The organism is Vibrio sp. 10N.286.45.E10 (genome assembly GCF_002874195.2).
GTDB lineage: Bacteria > Pseudomonadota > Gammaproteobacteria > Enterobacterales > Vibrionaceae > Vibrio > Vibrio crassostreae.
This window is the reverse complement of the sequence record NZ_MCWD02000002.1, coordinates 1,516,605-1,535,753: the sequence shown is the minus strand read 5'-3', so window position 1 is coordinate 1,535,753 and position 19,149 is coordinate 1,516,605. Positions and strand designations below refer to the sequence as shown.

At 42.0% G+C, this 19,149-nt stretch carries 18 protein-coding genes; 17 read left to right on the top strand and 1 reads right to left on the bottom strand.

Going from position 1 to position 19,149, the window contains the following annotated elements; genetic code table 11:
• The first annotated feature begins 9 nt into the window (after positions 1-9).
• The 12 genes from ltaE to BCU34_RS19715 all read left to right on the top strand — a co-directional run bounded on the left by ltaE (position 10) and on the right by BCU34_RS19715 (position 12,832).
• A complete protein-coding gene (gene ltaE / locus BCU34_RS19770) occupies positions 10-1,014 on the top strand; it encodes a low-specificity L-threonine aldolase (protein ID WP_102479865.1) in 1,005 nt (334 codons plus the stop codon).
• A gap of 902 nt (positions 1,015-1,916) precedes the next feature.
• A protein-coding gene (locus BCU34_RS19765) for an IS3 family transposase (RefSeq protein ID WP_102480628.1) occupies positions 1,917-3,067 on the top strand; the annotation gives its coding sequence in 2 pieces (ribosomal slippage) (positions 1,917-2,160 and positions 2,160-3,067; 1,152 coding nt in all).
• Positions 3,068-3,084: 17 nt separating this feature from the next.
• Positions 3,085-3,552 (top strand): hypothetical protein, encoded by a 468-nt coding sequence (locus BCU34_RS19760; protein WP_241905478.1) that lies wholly within the window; start codon positions 3,085-3,087, stop codon positions 3,550-3,552.
• A 77-nt stretch (positions 3,553-3,629) separates the two neighbouring features.
• Positions 3,630-4,127 (top strand): hypothetical protein, encoded by a 498-nt coding sequence (locus BCU34_RS19755; protein WP_017080976.1) that lies wholly within the window; start codon positions 3,630-3,632, stop codon positions 4,125-4,127.
• 89 nt (positions 4,128-4,216) lie between these two features.
• The gene (locus tag BCU34_RS19750; RefSeq protein WP_048668843.1) at positions 4,217-4,942 is read left to right on the top strand and encodes a molecular chaperone; all 726 of its coding nucleotides are present in this window, start codon (positions 4,217-4,219) and stop codon (positions 4,940-4,942) included.
• Between the two features lie 2 nt (positions 4,943-4,944).
• Positions 4,945-5,631 (top strand): fimbria/pilus periplasmic chaperone, encoded by a 687-nt coding sequence (locus tag BCU34_RS19745; protein WP_102479224.1) that lies wholly within the window; start codon positions 4,945-4,947, stop codon positions 5,629-5,631.
• Positions 5,615-8,107 carry a fimbria/pilus outer membrane usher protein gene (locus tag BCU34_RS19740; protein ID WP_240698012.1) on the top strand — a complete coding sequence of 831 codons (2,493 nt, stop codon included), beginning with the start codon at positions 5,615-5,617 and terminating at the stop codon, positions 8,105-8,107. The genes BCU34_RS19745 and BCU34_RS19740 overlap by 17 nt, the downstream gene beginning before the upstream one ends.
• The gene (locus BCU34_RS19735) at positions 8,097-8,978 is read left to right on the top strand and encodes a hypothetical protein (protein WP_102431745.1); all 882 of its coding nucleotides are present in this window, start codon (positions 8,097-8,099) and stop codon (positions 8,976-8,978) included. Before BCU34_RS19740 ends, BCU34_RS19735 begins: the two co-directional genes overlap by 11 nt.
• A gap of 95 nt (positions 8,979-9,073) precedes the next feature.
• Positions 9,074-9,769, top strand: coding sequence for a response regulator transcription factor (locus BCU34_RS19730; RefSeq protein WP_108145135.1), 696 nt, complete (start codon positions 9,074-9,076; stop codon positions 9,767-9,769).
• 336 nt (positions 9,770-10,105) lie between these two features.
• Positions 10,106-10,420 (top strand): c-type cytochrome, encoded by a 315-nt coding sequence (locus BCU34_RS19725; RefSeq protein ID WP_102479735.1) that lies wholly within the window; start codon positions 10,106-10,108, stop codon positions 10,418-10,420.
• A 166-nt stretch (positions 10,421-10,586) separates the two neighbouring features.
• The gene (ylqF, locus tag BCU34_RS19720) at positions 10,587-11,522 is read left to right on the top strand and encodes a ribosome biogenesis GTPase YlqF (protein ID WP_029405588.1); all 936 of its coding nucleotides are present in this window, start codon (positions 10,587-10,589) and stop codon (positions 11,520-11,522) included.
• Between the two features lie 284 nt (positions 11,523-11,806).
• Entirely contained in the window at positions 11,807-12,832 is a 1,026-nt protein-coding gene (locus BCU34_RS19715) for a GGDEF domain-containing protein (protein WP_170960848.1), read from the top strand.
• 157 nt (positions 12,833-12,989) lie between these two features.
• On the opposite strand, the gene BCU34_RS19710 is transcribed toward BCU34_RS19715, so the two are convergent.
• On the bottom strand, positions 12,990-13,535 hold the full coding sequence (locus tag BCU34_RS19710) for a GNAT family N-acetyltransferase (protein ID WP_102479737.1): 546 nt from the start codon (positions 13,533-13,535) through the stop codon (positions 12,990-12,992).
• A gap of 166 nt (positions 13,536-13,701) precedes the next feature.
• Here BCU34_RS19710 and BCU34_RS19705 point away from each other — a divergent pair, with 166 nt between their 5' ends.
• The 5 genes from BCU34_RS19705 (at position 13,702) to BCU34_RS19685 (ending at position 19,104) form a co-directional block, all read left to right on the top strand.
• The gene (locus tag BCU34_RS19705) at positions 13,702-14,844 is read left to right on the top strand and encodes an acyl-CoA desaturase (RefSeq protein WP_048660095.1); all 1,143 of its coding nucleotides are present in this window, start codon (positions 13,702-13,704) and stop codon (positions 14,842-14,844) included.
• A 279-nt stretch (positions 14,845-15,123) separates the two neighbouring features.
• Positions 15,124-16,494 carry an endonuclease/exonuclease/phosphatase family protein gene (locus BCU34_RS19700; protein ID WP_102479738.1) on the top strand — a complete coding sequence of 457 codons (1,371 nt, stop codon included), beginning with the start codon at positions 15,124-15,126 and terminating at the stop codon, positions 16,492-16,494.
• A 192-nt stretch (positions 16,495-16,686) separates the two neighbouring features.
• A complete protein-coding gene (locus BCU34_RS19695; protein ID WP_065584768.1) occupies positions 16,687-16,977 on the top strand; it encodes a putative quinol monooxygenase in 291 nt (96 codons plus the stop codon).
• Positions 16,978-17,251: 274 nt separating this feature from the next.
• Positions 17,252-18,148 carry a hypothetical protein gene (locus tag BCU34_RS19690; RefSeq protein WP_102479739.1) on the top strand — a complete coding sequence of 299 codons (897 nt, stop codon included), beginning with the start codon at positions 17,252-17,254 and terminating at the stop codon, positions 18,146-18,148.
• A 191-nt stretch (positions 18,149-18,339) separates the two neighbouring features.
• Positions 18,340-19,104, top strand: coding sequence for a YdiY family protein (locus BCU34_RS19685; protein WP_102479740.1), 765 nt, complete (start codon positions 18,340-18,342; stop codon positions 19,102-19,104).
• Positions 19,105-19,149 lie beyond the last annotated feature (45 nt).

Genomic DNA, 19,149 nt, shown 5'->3' with positions numbered 1-19,149 from the left:
GAGAGAAACATGGACTTTCGTTCTGATACCGTAACTAAACCCTCACAAGCTATGCGCGATGTAATGGCAAACGCAGAAGTCGGTGATGATGTATATGGTGATGACCCAACAGTAAACGAGCTTGAGCAGTGGGCAGCCAACGAAACGGGCTTTGAAGCCGCTATGTTCACCTCTTCAGGTACGCAAGCCAACCTACTCGGCCTAATGGCGCACTGTGAGCGTGGTGATGAATACCTATGTGGTCAACAGGCGCACAACTACAAATACGAAGCCGGTGGCGCGGCGGTATTGGGCTCGATTCAACCTCAACCAATCGAGAACAACCCAGACGGCACTTTAGATTTTAAAAGGCTTGCCGCTGCTATTAAACCTGACGACAGCCACTTTGCTCGTACTAAGCTTCTTAGTTTAGAAAACACGATCAATGGCAAAGTACTGCCAATGTCTTACCTAGCGGAAGCTCGTGAGTTCGTAAACCAACATGGTTTACAGATGCACTTAGACGGTGCACGCGTATACAATGCGGCAGTCGCGTTGGACGTTCACATTAAAGAGATCGCGCAACACTTCGATTCGATGACGATTTGTTTATCGAAAGGTTTAGGTGCTCCGATTGGCTCTCTGCTACTTGGTAGTAAAGAGTACATCGCTAAAGCACGTCGACTACGTAAAATGGTCGGTGGCGGTATGCGTCAAGCAGGCATTCTTGCTGCAGCAGGTAAAATGGCACTGACTGAGAACGTTGCTCAACTTAAAGCTGACCACGAGAACGCGAAAAACCTAGCGATCGGCCTAAGCAAGTTAGAAGGCTTTTCTGTTAACCCTGATTTCATTCAAACTAACATTGTGTTTGCTAAGTTAGATGAGTCCGTGGATATCAACCGAATTGCTCGTGAGCTGAGCGAACAAGGCATTACGATGTCTCCAGGTAACCCGGTTCGATTTGTTACTCATAGAGATATCAGCTCTGAAGACATCACTACTTTCCTAACAAAGCTAGAAAATGCACTTTAACTCTTAACGAGAAGAGCCTCTATCGCAATTAACACTAAAGCTTCCTTCGGGAAGCTTTAATTTTTCATCAAATCTGTTAGACAATTCCACAACAAAACCAGCCTTCGACACCTGTAGGTTTTCTAGAAAACACACTAGATTGACTGGAACAGAACGCAATCTCGTTTTGGCCTATAAGGATACCTTCTAAGAATAATCCCTAAATTTAAGCATTCAATTAACCTTTGAGTTTGAATTTCATTAATGACTTAAAGCTTTGTCTGTTCACTAGAGGTAAATAACTTAGTAATAATAATGTCAAGCTTTTAAATACCACGCATACGGTATTTAAAACTAGAGTTAACCTCCCCTAAAAATTCGTTTAAATAACTAATTTCAATAAACAAACAGCAGATACCCCTCTCGGAAATAAAAATTTAAAATCGCTAAAATCAACTTATAAATTAAGTTTTCAAATTAGCCTCCCCGTTAATAACACTGTAACTATTGTGGTGACAACGGCCCATCAAAAAACTCAATACACTCGACGTAGACCATACTTCTATTTTTATCAATTAAATAAAAATCGCTCGTCAACTCAAACATTGGGGAAAACTCCACTATCTAATTGAATATAGTATTATTATCCAATTATTTAATCTCTTCGGTTCAGATTAAAATCATACTAAAACTCATACTTCTCTTAAATAATAAACTTTTTTTACTACTTCACCATTTTTTAAAGCACATATAGTTTTCACAGTTAAGCAACAAGTTACATTCAACCGTTGAGAGGTGAGATTATGGTTAAAGCATTTCGAATTCTTCATAACTTAATCGTCTCAGCGTTAATTTTCAGTCTGATCTGCACCAGAAGTTTTGGACACTGAGTTAAGTGAGTACAATCACTAACGAGGTGAACAATGACAACTAAGAAAACACGAATCAAACATGCTCCTGAATTTAAATCCGAAGCACTTAAGTTGGCAGAGAAAGTCGGTGTCGCTGCTGCGGCACGACAGCTATCGTTGTATGAATCTCAAATTTATGGATGGCGTAAAGCCGTCAAAAAAGATGCGAAAATCAGCGATAGAGAAAGGGAACTCGCCACTGAAAATGCCAAACTCAAACGGTTATTGGCTGAGCAAGCTGAAGAGCTAGATATCGTAAAAAAGGCCGCCACCTACTTCGCGAAAAATCTAAAGTAGATTGCTATGAGTTTATGCTCGAACACCTTATGCAATATAGGATTGTCCGTATGGCTAAGGTGTTTGGGGTTTCTCGAAGTGGGTTTTATTATTGGATTGATAATCGCCATAAAGTCACTCAACGCAACGAGCACCGAAAGCAGCTTGACAGCAAAGTTCGAGAAGTCTTTGATGATAAAAAGGAACGCGACGGTGCAAGGCGTATTCAAAAAGAACTTGAGGCAAATGGTAATAAGCACGATGTAAAAACCATTGCCACGAGCATGAAGCGCCAGAGCTTAGTCGCGAAGGCAGCCCGTAAGTTTAAATGTACGACAGACAGCAAGCATAGGCTTCCTGTTGCCCCGAACTTGCTAGAGCAAGATTTTAATGCGACAGCACCAAACCAAAAATGGGCTGGAGATATTACCTATCTAGCGACAAGCGAAGGTTGGATGTATTTGGCGGTTGTTATCGACTTGTACTCACGGCAAGTAGTTGGTTGGTCAATGAGCACCAGAATGACCGCGACTCTGGTCTGTGATGCGCTATCAATGGCATTGTTCCGTAGAGGCATGCCCGAAGGGGTAATTATCCATAGTGATAGAGGTAGCCAATATTGTTCAAAAGATTACAGAGACTTAATCTCAGCCCATAATCTAAAACAAAGTATGAGTAGGAAGGGAAATTGCTGGGATAACGCCTGTGTTGAAAGCTTTTTCCACTCAATGAAAGTAGAAGCCGTTCAATACGAGCCGATAATGACGCGAGAAGAGATGCGCCAAGCACTTTTTGAATATATCGAAGTTGATTATAATCGAACAAGAAGGCACAGTGCCCTTGGGTATCTAAGTCCAGTTAACTTTGAAAAACAATATGTCGCTTAATGCGGTGTCCAGTCTAACTGGAGCAGATCAGTCTGTCACTTTCATTATATGCCAGTGCTAATAGCTTAACGTTAGGAATTAGCGGTCAGATCAAAGACCGATGCGAAATAAACTTCTTTTCTGGCAACATTATGAATTTTACGGAACACCGTGATGTGCAATCGTTGCCTTTTAATATTTATTGTAACCGTCCGTTGGGTATAACGATCAACTCAAAATATGGAGGCTTAAAATATCAACATCAAGGGGTTGATATTATTGAAAGTTACAATTTTTCATTACAAATAGACGAAATTCGTCTTCATGAAAGTAGGCACAGTAGCCAACTTACTTCACCAGTAATGATAGACAGTTCTGGTGTTATTCCGTTCTCTCAACAGGGGAATCTTAGGGTAGCACTCGAAAATAGCTTGCATTACGCAGGTTATTATCAAGACGTTATTGAGATCGAAGTTTACCCTTCGATTCATAGCGTAACAAAGTGAAAACTCTGCAATGTATCTGCAGAACAACATACGCTCAGCAGTATTCGAGCCAATCATTTAAGATAACGGAATTTCTAATGAAAAAGCTAACACTCTACGCAGCAACAGTCACAGCTATTTTTGGCGCTCAAGTCCAAGCCGCTCCAGGTGATGTACAGTTAGTTGGATTTGTTTCACCTGTATGTGAGGTTACTGGTCTTTCAACGCAACTGATGGACTTTGGTAACGTATCTCAAATTCAAAACCTTTCTGTTAGTGGTCTTAACATGAAGTGTAATGACGTCGATGGTGCAACTGTGACACTGACAAGTGCTGAAGGTGGTCTAGAGTCAGATGATAGCGAAGACTACGCCCTTACATACGATGCAACATTTAATCCTTCAGGCTTAGCTCCTTTCACGCTTAATGCACCAGGGGGCCCAGGTCTAAATGATGTTTCAGTCAGTAATTCTTATGGCGGTTCTGGCGCATTAGCGACAGGTGTTGCCGCATCTATTGATATTGTGACGACAGAAACCTCCCCATGGGCAGGTGGCTACTCAGATACATTAACCGTAAATATCACCTCAAATTAGAGGTTAATAAGTCGGGGGCTATTATTTGGCCTCCGACTTAATCTTAGCCTCAATCTCAACGACGTAAGTTTAATTTGGAGCTTATCGCTATGTATCAATGGATCATACATAAATGGACCGTTCTGTTTTTATTGTCGTTCACTTGTTTGTCCGCTCATGCGTTCAAAGTAGAACCGATGTCTATGGAAATGACGCCGCTTGGCAAAAGAGCTCAAATGACCATGAGGGTTGAGAATTCTTCTCAAGAACCGCTCACGGTTGAGTTGTCTCCGGTATATATGACAATGGACAAATATGGCAAAGAGACCACCACTCCTGCTGATGACGAGCTACTAGTTATTCCAGTGACCGCGATTATTGAACCTGGACGATCACAATCTATTATGGTGCGCTATTTAGGCGATCCTTCCATCACAGAATCTAAAGCGTATCGAATTGCTGTTAAGCAAGTACAAGTTCAAAGAGCAAGCAGCAACCAAGGACAAGTAAGTCTGTTACTGCAATTTAATACGCTTATTAACGTCCGACCTCAGAACACAGCTTCTCAGCTAGAAATTAAAAGTATCGAACAGAATACCAAAAACAACAAATGGGTTCTTGAAGTACTTAACAGTGGTAATAGCTACGGTCGATTAACAAATACAACATGGAAGATATCTGATGGTAAAAATTCGACATATTTAAAAGGCGTAGAAATCGCTAAGCGTATTCCTGGAACTTTAGTCCTTCCCTACTCCACTCGTTTTTTTGAAATGCTGCCTCTTAAAAATTACAACGTGAATAACCTATCGATTGAAATAGAGCAGGATCAATAGCAATGAGACGTGATATTTGGGGGGCGCTAATTTATTGCTTTCTGTGTGCACAAGCGTTTGGCATAACACTGTTTCCAACCGTCATTGAGCTCAACACAGATCACAGAGCAACGTCGCAACTAGTTGTGACTAACAACTCAACACAAGCTCTCCCACTTGAAGCTAACGTTCGTCGATTAAAATTCTTATCTGATGGTACATTCGAGACATCTGATCTAGCGAGTGAAGAGATGTTTGTGTTTCCACCAGCGGCGATGTTGGCCCCCGGAGAACGTCAAGTATTCCGTATACAATGGTTGGGAAATAGAACACTCGAAACCTCTCAAAGTTATTTCATTCGTTTCAGTACCGTGAATATTGGACAGAACAACGCGAGAACAGATAAACCCATCGGTTTAACAACCGGTATCAACTTACAAGTTCACTACAATGCGTTGCTGCACATTCACTCATCGTCGTTAGAGCCTGACGTGAAATTGCGCATAGATGAGCAAGGCAAGCTAACACTCACTAATTCAGGATCGCGATTTACCTACACATCGTTACTTCATTTTGCGGGGCTCGAATCTCAGAGCCAAAAAGTACATGAGGCTTTAGGTGAGCAGTTTATTCCACCACGCTCCATTATTACTTTGCCTTCTTCTTTAAATTACTTACCAGTGGGCACTTATCATGGGCATGAAAACTGAACCCTATCACAAGATGTGGCAAATTTTGTATGTCTTGGGATTAGTACTTTTTTATTGTGCCGCCTTAAGTCCTACTGCTTGGGGCCAAGAAATGGTCTTAAACCCAACAGGACGAGATATTCAACTTACCTCGTTGCTAAGGATAAGTGACACCATACTTGGGGAAGCGGACATTATCATTACCGCAAACAACGAAATTTTGTTACCTAAGGAAAGTACACTCTCCCTCCTTTCGTCCGTCGTAACTCAGGAGGGCATTGGGAAGCTCAATGATACGACTGACGATGAGATGCTGTCACAGAACGACTTCGAGAGCGTAGGACTGGGGCTGAGTTTCGATTTCTCATCATTAGAATGTATCGTGACAGTACCGCCTGAATTTGGCTTAACCCAGCAATTGTCTATGGACGGCGCAGATGATTTTTATAACTATGCTGAACCAAGCCTGTTTAGTGGGTACATTAATTTTGCCCTTTCTGCCAATGAGAGCCAATATGTCGATCAAAACTCATCAAGACAGGATCTTTATCGCAGCCAATTCGATTCAGCACTTAACATTGGTTTTCTAAACTTTGAGTATGAATCCTATCTAGAAAACAGCTCATCACAAGATTCACGATACATAAGAGAAGGATCTCGTCTTAATATTGACTTTGCCGAACAAGGAACACGACTTGTGCTCGGCGATATGTACAACAGTGGTCAATCTTTTCAGGACAGCACAGACATACTTGGTATTGGTTTAACTCGAGATTTTACGCTCATTCCAACCAGAAATGCACGACCACGAGCCAATCAATCATTCACGCTTCAAAGAGCATCAAATGTCGATGTCTATATTGATGGGATCGCAGTCCAAAGATTAACTCTAGGCGCAGGTAGCTATAACCTTAGTGATATCCCCCTTGCACAAGGTAGTAATGATATTGTACTCGTCATCACCGACCGCTCCGGTAATGAAGAACGCATCGAGTTTTCTATTGCGACCGGTAACGACTTGCTCAATAGCGGTGAGTTTGAATATAGCATCATGTATGGAGCGCCTTCTGAATTACAAAATGGACAACTAGAGTACCTAACCGACGAGCGCATTTTCCATGGTTATATTGATGTGGGTATTAGTCCTTGGTTAACGTTAGGTACGAACTTTCAAACCCGTGAAGATCTTTATCAATATGGTGCCACTGCGTTACTCGCTTCTACATGGGGCGTCACTGAACTCACTGCTTCTCTTAGCGAACACCCTACATTTGGAACTGGCGACGCTTACAAATTTGCGTTCGATGCGGAGTTTTCCAATACGAACACGCTGTCCCCACAACTGAGTTTCAGTTATGAATATCTGGCCAACAATTTTACTGGGGTTTCAGGATTTGATGCTTCCGATATCGATATCAACTTAACCACTCATTATGTCTCTGCATTCAGCTCCATTTATCTTGGCAAGTCCTTACGTGCCGCCATGACGCTCAATTATCGTTCAGGAGTAGACAAAGAGAACGATTATTGGCTGATTAGCCCGAGTTTATCGGACGGACTGTTTGATACACCCGCCACCTGGAGCGCACGCGTTAACTATCGGAACAACGCAACCGAAGACGATGATATCAGCACTACAGTCACCGTTAGCTGGCCTCTTAGTCGACAAACTCGTGTCGTCGGTCGATACACCACAGAACTCAATGAAGCCGCCTTAGATTACAGCTATCAAAATAATATTGGTAACACAGGCGGGATATCAGCGTTTGCGAGTGTCATTAATAACGAAGAAACGGATGCCGATATGGATGCCGGAATTAACTACACGGCAAACCGCTATGAATTAAATGCAACCCACGCTTCGCGGCTTGAAGACATTAGTGGTGAAACACGAAACCACAATACTGACGTGACCATTAGTAGTGCCATTGCTTTTGCGGGCTCATCTGTGACGATCGGCAGACCAGTACGCGAAGCATTTGCTATTGTCAGCAAACATAAGAGCCTTAAAGAGAATGACGTGGCTATCGATCCCACAAAAGAGGGTGAGTACGCACGCGTTTATCTTAAAGGAGATGCAAGTGCCATGGTTCCTGACCTTGTTGCTTATAATGACCAAGTAGTCAGTTACGAGGTCGATAACTTGCCACCAGGGTATGACTTAGGCGACGGCGCTTTTTGGATTAAGCCGGGTTACAAAAGGGGCTTCCAACTCCAGATTGGATCTGATGCTGTATTAACCGTTATTGGCAAGCTATTCGATCGTCAAAGTAACAACCCTATTTCACTTGTCGCTGGCGTAGCACATTACCTTGGTGAGGCAAAACAGTTGCCAATTGACTTCTTTACAAATCGTAACGGCATATTTGCAATCTCTGGGTTAAAGCCAGGTAAATATCAATTAGTACTAGACACTAAAGAACAAGAGTCAGTCATCATTTCCCTCAGTGAACGCAGTAACAACTTGATAAGACTAGGAGATGTGTATGTCGAATAAACAAGTACTTTGGGGATCCTTGTTCCTCATAGCCATAAACCATGTACCTTCGGCATTGGCATGTGAAGCTAGTGCGTTGACTATTCAATCCGTCTCATCGAAATCACAATATGATGTTTTCAGCGCAGGCACATTCGCAACAATAAACACTTACCGTATAGATGCGAACATAATTGGCGAACCCTGCAACTTAAGCTTAATTTTGCAGCTTAACGATACAAGCCGCTCGTTAAAAGGGTCAAACCAAGACAAACTCAACTTTGAGTGGAGTGGACAGATCGGTATGCCAGTGGCTAATCAATGGCACTTATCATTAACCGACAGCCAACCTTCGGCAACGATACAAATGCGATTTCCGAGCAAACAATGGTTAGCATCAGGAACCTATCGGGGGTTATTGGAAGTCTCGCCGTCTTATACATCAAATAGTCAACAAATAGAAATTAGCCCTAGTTCCATCCCAGTATCGGTTACCGTTCCTCCTGCTGCGAAAATTCATTTTTATGGATTAACCCAACAACATTATGACCTTGATCTAGGAACCTTATACTCAAACAAGGTTATTCGTTCTGCACCTAACCTATGGGTTCAAAGCAATACAGCTTATACCATCGTATTGGAATCATCCCACCAAGGAATGCTGCGTCATGAATCTAATGAGACCAAATGGGACATTCCATATCAATTGTCCCTCGATAGCGACAGAGTAAATCTTGAGCAACTGGATGCAAGGATTCAACGTCTTTCCGCTACGATTGGTCAACCTATTCCTTTGAATTTTGTCATTGGTGAAACAGAGAACAAACCAGGAGGTCAATATGACGATACATTACAAATTTCTATTGAACCCCGACTTTCACAGCAACCGTAATTATGCAATTATGTAAAAATTAAGCCGGAGAGCTCAATTTTATAAAACACAACGTCATAGAATCAAAACATGATTTACCAGGCTCGGAATAAGTTATGCATAGAAATAATTTGAAGCACATGCTCCTAATTGGTGACAACGGTATTAACAACCAGTTTATTCAGCGCGAAATAGAAAAATACAGTGATTTTTCTTTTAGCAGAGAATGCATGACAAGCATTGAGCGCTCGAGTAACCATAAGACTTTCGATGTCGTCCTTATTAGCTACTTACTATTGGCAAATATCGAAGATATCAACATCATTTTATCAAAAATAGAATCAAAGAAATGGGTAGTCTACGATGTTCCTGCTGACATTACCGGACAGAGTATTACCGTAATGCAACTATTCAACTTGTTTAATATAAAAGGAATCATCTATCAGGACGCTCCTATTGATCACCTTACCCGTTGTTTAAAAACAGTGTGTGACGACGATTTGTGGCTACCAAGAAAGTTAATGTCACATATTCTATCTAATAGACACGATTACACTTTCAAGTCGAAAGTAATACTATCTAGCCTTACTAAAAGAGAAGTTCAAATATTCAAGCGCGTGATTAGAGGCAGAGGCGATTCAAATTTAGAAATTTCAAACGAACTATTTATTTCAGAAAGTACGGTAAAGACGCACGTATACAATATATATAAAAAAATAAATGTCACAAACCGCAAAGAAGCAATAAGAAAAGCATATTTTATCAATAGTTTAGAGACTATTATACAACCTGATATAAAGCTCAAAGTATAACTACAATCCAAAGATAATAGTAAATTACAGTTACCTACAAGCACGATGACAGTTGACGAAAGTTCCCTTTCAAAGCTTGGGCCACGTCCCCCCTTAACAAGTTTCTGCTCTGATATCCAACAACTGCGCATCACAAAAACTTAAGCCTCACGACACATTTCGGCTCTATGACTCACAGCTTCTCAAAAAGCTTAGCTGCTCCGGTTTGTACATGACTTTCCTAACAAAGCTGTAAAAATTCACTCTAACCCCATGTAATTGCTCATCTAGAGCAAATAGAACTTGAGCTTCCCCTTAAGGTCAGCTTTATAATCATGTTTTTACCGGAACAAAAACATGCATTACCCATCCTTCGCTCTAATATTAGTCGCTTTTTCTTCTAGCCTTTATGCCTCTGATGATGGCGATCCTGAATTAGGTAAAGTGAAATCACCAAGCTGCGTTTTTTGTCATAACCCCACCAGCCCTTCGGCTGATAACTCCTATCCTAAGCTTTCTGGTCAAGATCCAACCTACCTCTTTAATACAATGAAAGCGTATCAAAATGGGGAAAGACAAGGCGACTACGCAGATATGATGCGAGCACAACTAAGCAAGCCCAATGACCAAGACTTGAAAGATATAGCGGCTTTTTACACGTCACAACATTAGCGGGCCCACTTTCATCAGGTTAATCATCAGCTAAATAAGCATCACCAAGCCGTCTATACTTCAAGCAAACTCACAGAGCTCATTGAAGGTCGCGATAGATATACCTTTACACGTATCATCCAACCCTTACAATGTGCAGCAAATATATTTATCAAGGTTTATCTCTATGTCTATTCAATGGTTTCCGGGCCACATGCATAAAGCCCGCAAAGAAATCGAAGAAGTTATCCCACAGGTTGATGTGATCATCGAAGTACTGGACGCTCGTATCCCGTTTAGTAGTGAAAACCCAATGATCTCTTCACTGCGCGGCGATAAGCCTTGTGTAAAAGTGTTGAACAAGCGTGACCTTGCCGATCCTGAACTGACTCAGCGTTGGATTGAACACTTCGAGAAAGAGCAAGGCGTTAAAGCGATTGCGATTACGACTAGCGTAAAAGAAGAAGTTAACCACGTTATGGAGCTAGTACGTAAGCTGGCACCGCACCGTGAACAGATGGGCAAGAATATTCGTACAATGATCATGGGCATCCCAAACGTGGGTAAATCGACCATCATCAACTGTTTGGCGGGACGTACGATCGCGGTTACTGGTAACCAACCTGCGGTAACTCGTCGTCAGCAACGCATTAACCTGCAGAATGGCGTGATCCTTTCAGACACTCCAGGGATCCTTTGGCCTAAAGTGGAAAACCCACACAGTGGCTTCCGCTTGGCTGCAACAGGTGCTGTAAAAGATACGGCAATGGAATACGATGAAGTGGCATTTTACACAGTAGAGTACCTAGCAAAGCAGTACCCTAACCTTTTGCAAGAGCGCTACCAAATTGAAGAGCTGCCTGAGTCTGACATCGAACTGATGGAAGCGATTGGCCGTAAGCGTGGTGCACTTCGTGCAGGTGGCCACATAGACATTCACAAATGTTCAGAAATCCTGCTTCACGAATTGCGTAATGGCACTTTAGGTAAGGTAACTCTTGAGTTGCCAGAAATGATCACACAAGAGCTGATCGAAGTTGAAGAAGCGGCTGCGCTGAAAGCCGAACAACAGATTAAGAAAAAAGAAGAGCGTCGTAAGCGTTACTTGAAGAACAAGCGTTAATCGCTATTAGTTTTTATTAATCTACTTTAGTTTCTGTTTACCACTCTTACACCTGCCTCTAATATATTCACGTTCTATCGATGATAGAGCGTGAATATTGCCTGTTACCGTTTGTTGATCTAGCTAACATACTGACAAATCTATAGAAACGGTCGTTTACAATCCCAAAGACTGTGACATACTACGCAAATTATTGTGTATCCATCTCGGCTAATTTCTCAATGCGCTCTTATTCTGGGTTCAAGAATCAAAGATTTAAAACCTATTTCGATAATGAAATTTATTTGCCGTACATAAATTTCATCTACATCCCGATCTCAATATTCTGTGCTTTCATCATCACCGACTACATCCACTTTGGTAGCGAGTGCATTACACCTATCATTTTCCGAGTCATACTTTTTCTATTGATGATGGCTGTCGCCAGATACTGCATTACAAACAAACCCAACGTTTTGGAACTGGTAGAAAGTACTTTCCTTGTAGTTAGCTCACTTTTCTTAGTCTATGTCGGTCGGCTTGCGATTGATCTGAATAATTTCGATTACCAAGGTGGTATCATTCTCGTCATGATCTACATTGGCACATTTTCAAGATTGTCAGCCAAATACAGTATCTTTACGCTGTCGTTTATCTTTTTGGCTTATCTGATCGGCCTTGCGCCACTGCTTTATGAAGCAGAGCCAAAGCATGAAATAGAAATAATTTCCGTTTATATTTCGGCTTACATCCTAATCTCAGCGGCCTGTATAAGACGTGACTTAGAAGTACACAAGCGTTTTGCTCAATCCGAGCAGTTGCGCAAACAAGCGATTCAGCTTCGCAAACAATCCAATATGTTTGAGGCGCTTTCTTATCAAGACGCGCTAACAGGTTGCTACAACCGCCTTTATCTTCATCAGGTCATAGAACCGAGCATAAACCGTCAGTTATCCATTACATCGATAATGATAGATGTTGATCATTTCAAATCAATTAACGACACCTACGGCCATCAAATGGGCGACATGGTGATAAAAGAACTGGCTGATGAGATTCAAAAACGACTACCGACGAGCAGTAACTGCTTTCGATACGGGGGTGAAGAATTTTTGGTGATGGTGCAAGGGGAAACAAAGGCTTCAATTGAATCGCTAGTTAACTCCCTTTTAGAGTCCCCTTCTCGCCTTAGGTTAGAGGTAACGATTTCAATCGGTGTAAAACATGCACCTCAGGCCCTTGGTTCTGTCGAGCAACTTATCGACGACGCCGACCAAGCACTCTACATTTCGAAGAAAGGCGGTAGGAATAAGATCACATGGTGTGATTAATCACCCAGTATTTCACGCACCTTAGCGATTAACAAAAAAGACGACTACTCCAATCAAAAAAGCCCCGAACAATTTAATGCTCGGGGCTTTTATCTTGATTCTTCAGCTTTGGTAAGCGTTGCAATTAAGCAAAGAACCAGTATCCAACAAGAATCGTCTAAGAATACACGACGCTTGCTGTTTTCTGTTCAAGTTCAACGGGAGAGTTCCAAGAAATCACTTTTTCTTTCACTTGGCTACCACATGGTGCATTCCAAACTTGCTCTAGCTCTTCTTTACCACCAATTGCTTCATAAAACGCGATAGCTTGGCGATTCTCAGACATCACTTCTAGGTAAAGCCCTGAATCCGAATAGTATTGCTGTAACCACTTCGATAGTTCAGACAATAGACGCTTGCCTACACCGCGACCGCGGTAATTATTGTCTACGTGTAACGCATCAATGAACGTACCTCGTTCAAAGTTGTGATTACCAAACGCGCAGACGAAACCAACCAGTAAACCGCCTTCTTCTAGCAATAAAACATGTTGGTTGAAAGGAGGATTAATCAAACGAGTCTGCCAAATAACAGATCTGTCCTCCAAAACATCATTTTCTAAGTAATCATCAGCAAGGATGCCACGGTAATATAGCTTCCAGCTATCCGCGTGTAATTGGGCAATCCGCTCATAATCTTTATATTCAGCTACCTTAATTTCCATTTATTAGCCCTTAGTACTTCCATTTATGACTTGCTACTACATTTCACACTACCTTTATACAATATTTAAGCAAAACATACTAATACACGTTTACACTTTCAATATTGACTTACACGTGTACGCTGATATTCTAGCGCACAGATGTAAGCCCAATGGAAATTTGCTAATGAATAGTGCCGACAAACAATCTACAAAAAAGCCGCCATTAATCTGGCTCAATATTTTTGTATTCTCTTTTAGTATGCTGCTTGCTGTTGTAGCCGCTCCCGTTTATGGCTACTTTTTTGGCTATGGTATGGAGCACTGGATATGGCTAGCGATCTGCTTTACGTTCTGTAACCTTTCAATCACGACGGGTTATCACCGCTTATGGTCACACAAAGCGTTTGAAGCGCATTCAAGCCTAAGATTCCTGTTTGCATTAGGTGGTGCATTTGCCCTGCAGAACAGCGCGCTACACTGGTCTTCTGATCACCGTGTACACCACAAGCATGTCGATAACAACGACAAAGACCCATACTCTGCAAAACGCGGCTTTTGGTACTCGCACATTGGTTGGATGATTCGTAATTACAGCACTTCAATGTACGAAAACTACGAAAACTGCCGTGACCTTAAAAAAGACAAGATTGTTATGTGGCAGCACAAGCACTATGTTCTGTTGGCATTGCTGATGAACTTCGGTGTTCCTATCGCTTTAGGTGTTATTTACGGTGACGTACTTGGCATGTTGTTAATCGTAGGCGCTGTTCGTTTGGTACTTAACCACCACACAACATTCTTCATTAACTCTCTTGCTCACATCTGGGGTAGCCAACCTTTTACCGACAAAAACACGGCCCGCGATAACGGTGTGTTGGCGGTTCTAACTTTTGGCGAAGGCTACCATAACTTCCACCACATTTTTGAGAACGACTACCGTAACGGCATCTACTGGTGGCAATACGATCCTACAAAGTGGTTGATCAAAAGTGCTTCATTGATGGGACTGACAAGTAAGCTTAAAAAGACCCCTCAAGCTCGCATTGAGAAAGCCGAAGCGTCAATGCTACTCAAACGCACACAGCAAAAAATCATGCACCGTGCCGACAAGCAACAAATCGCAGACAAGCTTCAGCAAGAATTCGATGCTCTAGTATCAAACATGAACGAGTACTACGAAGTCAAAAAGCAGCTACTTGAAAGTAAACGTGAAGACGTTGTGAAGAAGTACGAACACTCAGTTCTTAAAGTTCGTTACCAGCAAATCAAAATGAATTTCGAACAACAGAAGAAAAATTGGGCGATGACAGTGGAACAATATGCTTAAAGCAAAAAAATACGCTTAACACACCAATAACAACACAGTTTGATTCTTATTCTGAAGCCCTTATATTGCTATGAGGGCTTTTTTAATTCACAGTTCTAATTAAATTTATGAATTTTAAGTCTTTATTCTAATTACAGACACTAGTTCCAAATGTCACATTTTCAATGCAACAAGATGTCACTTCAGAGCCTTGCCTGTGACAAGAATCACTTACAGAATGATATCCATCTCATAACATGCGCGTCCCAAATTTCTTTCAGCAATTAGCGGACCCACTTTATGAAATTGTTAAAAACATCTATCGCTTTCGCCATCTCTTCTGCACTTTTGATTGGTTGCAGCAGTGACACAGATTACGTTCAACCTGAAGAAGTAAAGATCGCGACTTATAACTTGTCTTTTGATCGTGCCACCTTCGAAGACCTTGTGACAGAAATGCAGATTGAACCAAGCGCTCAAACAAAACTAGTGACCGACTATTTGGATAACACGATTGATGACGCTGACAAAGTAACAGCTGCAAAGGTTATCCAGATCCGCAACGTCGCTGCCGTGATTCAAAAGAATCGACCTGATGTGCTGATGATGGCTGAATTTAACAATGATGGTACTGGTACCGACAAATCAGCGCTCGAAGGCTTCCAGAAGAACTACCTTTCTGTTGCTCAAAGTATCGAAGGTGCAGGTGGCGACGCGAACCTAGAACCAATCTCATACCCATATTTTGAAAGCTATTCGACCAATACAGGTTTGCTGAACGAATTTGGTTTTGATTTAGACAATGACGGTAATTTTGGAACACTTCCCGGTGACGCTTGGGGCTTCGGTTTCTACCACGGGCAGTACGCGTTTGCTCTAATGTCTAAATATGAGATAGACACGGCAAACACTCGTACATTCCAAGAATTTAAATGGAAGGATCTTGAAGGTGCAACCATCCCAACAATCACAGTGTGTGATGATCCTAGTAAGTTCCCTGTCGGCATGGACTGTGGCGACGAGTGGTACACAGCAGCTGAATGGGAAGAAGTTCGTCTATCGTCAAAAAACCACGTTGACGCGCCGATCCTAATTCCAACTAAAAACGGGACAGAAACCGTTCACTTGTTGATGTCACACCCTACTCCTCCAGCTTTTGATGTGGGTAAGAACATTGAGCAAAACGCAGCAGAAGTCGACTTCTGGCACCAATACATCCAAAACAAGTCGTTCATCTATGATGACACTGGAAAAACAGGTGGCCTAGAGCAAGGCAAGCACTTTGTTATGATGGGTGACCAAAACCTAGATCCTGTTGATGGCGACGGCATTAGCTCTGTAATGCAAGACTTGCATAACGACTCATTAGTTAATCAAGAAGTCACCAACGGCAGTCTATACCCTACTAGTTATGGCGCAGCTGAACATGCGGTAGATAAGTCATCGTCTCACCCACAACCAAACCGTATAACTTCGACGTTTGGACTTGCGGTTGATTACGCACTGCCGTCAGCTACATTAAACATTGTTGAATCTGGTGTTTATTGGTCAGCTTCGTATGAAGAAGGACGCAAACTATTCAATGACTCACGAATTGGTGATTATGGTAACGGCAAGGATGTATCCTCTGACCATCGTATGATCTGGGTAAAGGCTGATTTCAGTAACTAATTCATTCACTTTTTAAGATGCCCGGCTTAGTGTCGGGCTTTCTTATGAGCGTAATTCATTAATAATCTCGCGATTACAAAGAGAATTATGGACACAAACAGCCATAGTCATTGGATAGATCGTATCTTTTTCTTTGGTTTATAGATACTTATATTACCCGGACCCAGAGATTTATTGCCCTAGGAATTCACAATGACTAAGCTAACCATTATTGCAACGATCGTCTCTAAAGAAGATAAAACTGAGCTAGTTAAATCAGAGATGATTAAATTGATCGATAAAACCCGCTCCGAAGAAGGCTGTATCAACTACGACCTCCATCAAGATAACAGTAACCCTGCTCACTTCGTTTTTCATGAGAACTGGGACTCTGAAGCTCATCTAGAGAAACACTTAGCGAGCCAACACATCGCCGAGTACATGGCTGCGACTGAAAACTGTATTGAAACCTTTGTGATTAACAAAATGACGCACATTGCCTAACCAGTCACTCAGTACTGATTCAATAAAAACCCTGCTTTCAACGCAGGGTTTCGCTTTCTTGCCTGTCATGTTGTTTCGAGTTCATTTTGTGCCAGGCTCGATGTGCCGCTTCCTCCCTCATAAACCGAAGCTAATCTCTCCACAGTCGAAATATTCCTAAACCAATATCAAGTAACCTCACGAAAGATCATTCACATTCATTTAAATACTGTTCGCGCGCTTTGACCATAAACTAAGCGCCAAATTACAAGAACAACAGTCGACAGGAATGTAGATGAATACCAAACAACTTGAGGACGCTGTAAGTGAAGTGAACTTATTCAATCAGCACCTATACTTAATCCAATCCGTGCATACCATTCCGACCCCAAAAATGAATTGGGAGTCGATTGCGATGGAGCCTGCTCCGGTAATGCCAACAGTTCGATTCGATCATAAAGTCAAAGCCATGGAAGCACTCGATGAGTACAAGCCTAGCTGGCTAGATATGCTGCTAGGCAACAAGTCGAAATTGTACACCCTCACCAACAATATTGAGCGTGCCGCCGAACAGGACATCGAGCAATACAAGACAGAGTTTGTGCATTGGGTTCAAAGCTACAGCTACTGGGCCAAGGGCAATCAATTATCGAAAGGTATTTTAAACAACGATAGCGAAGCAAAGCTTTCTGCCCTTTCCGAAGCTCAGCAGAACTCCATTAACGCCGCGGTAGCCGACACTAAGCTGATTAACCATAACTTCAATACTTATAAGAATGGTCACCTGCTAGAAATCAATATTCAGGTTAATAAGCACAACGTGATCCCTAAAGAAAAAAAGGTAATGTGCCAAGGTGAAGTGAAGCTTGAAACGATGTCTCTTTCTGAAAGCAATGCTTTATATCGAGAGTATGTCTCCAGCTGTATTCTCAAATGTGCGCAAGATGCTTTCAATGTCTTACCCGAGACGAGCGTTGTGATCAATGTTGAACAGATTTCAGCAGATCAATCAAGCGAGACCATAGTTTCATGCCATGTCGAACAAGGGCTACTCGAGTTCTTATTAATCGAAGACGATAAACCTTCTGAGATACTTGAATTCTTTGTCCACATTGAAGATTTCAATCCTCATCGAGGTAGCGGGTTCTCAGCGATAAAAACGATTTTTTCGCCTTTACCTATGGCGTCGTAACTCACTAGCTTTTTCGATTCAATCATTGGCGACTCTTCACGACTAACCTTGCGTTCGTCGTATTCTATCATTTTATATACCAAACCATTATGTCGACACACGCTATCTCGCAAACAACGCGCCCATTAACAAACACAGTTTCATACACACGATACCTAGGAAAGCTACCTTTAGCTCTCATCGCGTTCTCTATGCCCATATTTGGAAAAGAGGCTGGAGAGGAGGTTGAAGAAGTGGAAGTCGAGGACCAAGTCGTATTAAGCGAAGGTTCTGAATTACAAGAAGAAGCTAAAGAATCCCCTTTTACGACCTTGACCAAGCTTGGGTTTATCTACTCACAAAACACCAGCTCATCTTTGTCGATCAACTCTGGAATCTCTATTGGATACAAAAAAGAGAACTGGGGCCAACGAGTTCAGTTTGATACCTACTATACCGATGCTGAAAACGATGAAGACGGCACCAATCGCTATACCACCAACTATGGCATCAGCTACGACTTGAACGAAGTCACCTATTTGGTCGCGACAACACGTTTTGAACACGACCACTTTGGTACTTATCGTAAGCAATTCATTACCGCGACCGGATTGGGTCGTCACTTTTACGATACAGAAAGAATCAAGCTTCAAGGCTCTGCGGGTCCGGGTTACAGAATCAGTCAACGACAACCCTCCGATGAAGAGTTCCCAAACAAAGAAAACTACGAGCTGATCGTTAATGCCAGTATTGATGGATCGCTAACACTTACAGAAACGTTTTCTATGGGTGCAACTGCAAACATGGCCTACGGTGAAGAGAACACAAACTACAACCTAAAAGGCTATTTGAAGAACATTCTGATGGGTAATTTAGCACTGACGTTTGATACCGAATACATTTACAACACCACTGTCGCCTCAGATCAAAGTAACGCCGAAATCTACAGCTCAATGAATCTAAACTACGATTTCTAACCGCCCTCACCGCTTTCCTCACTTAATCTAGCCCACAATAGCAAA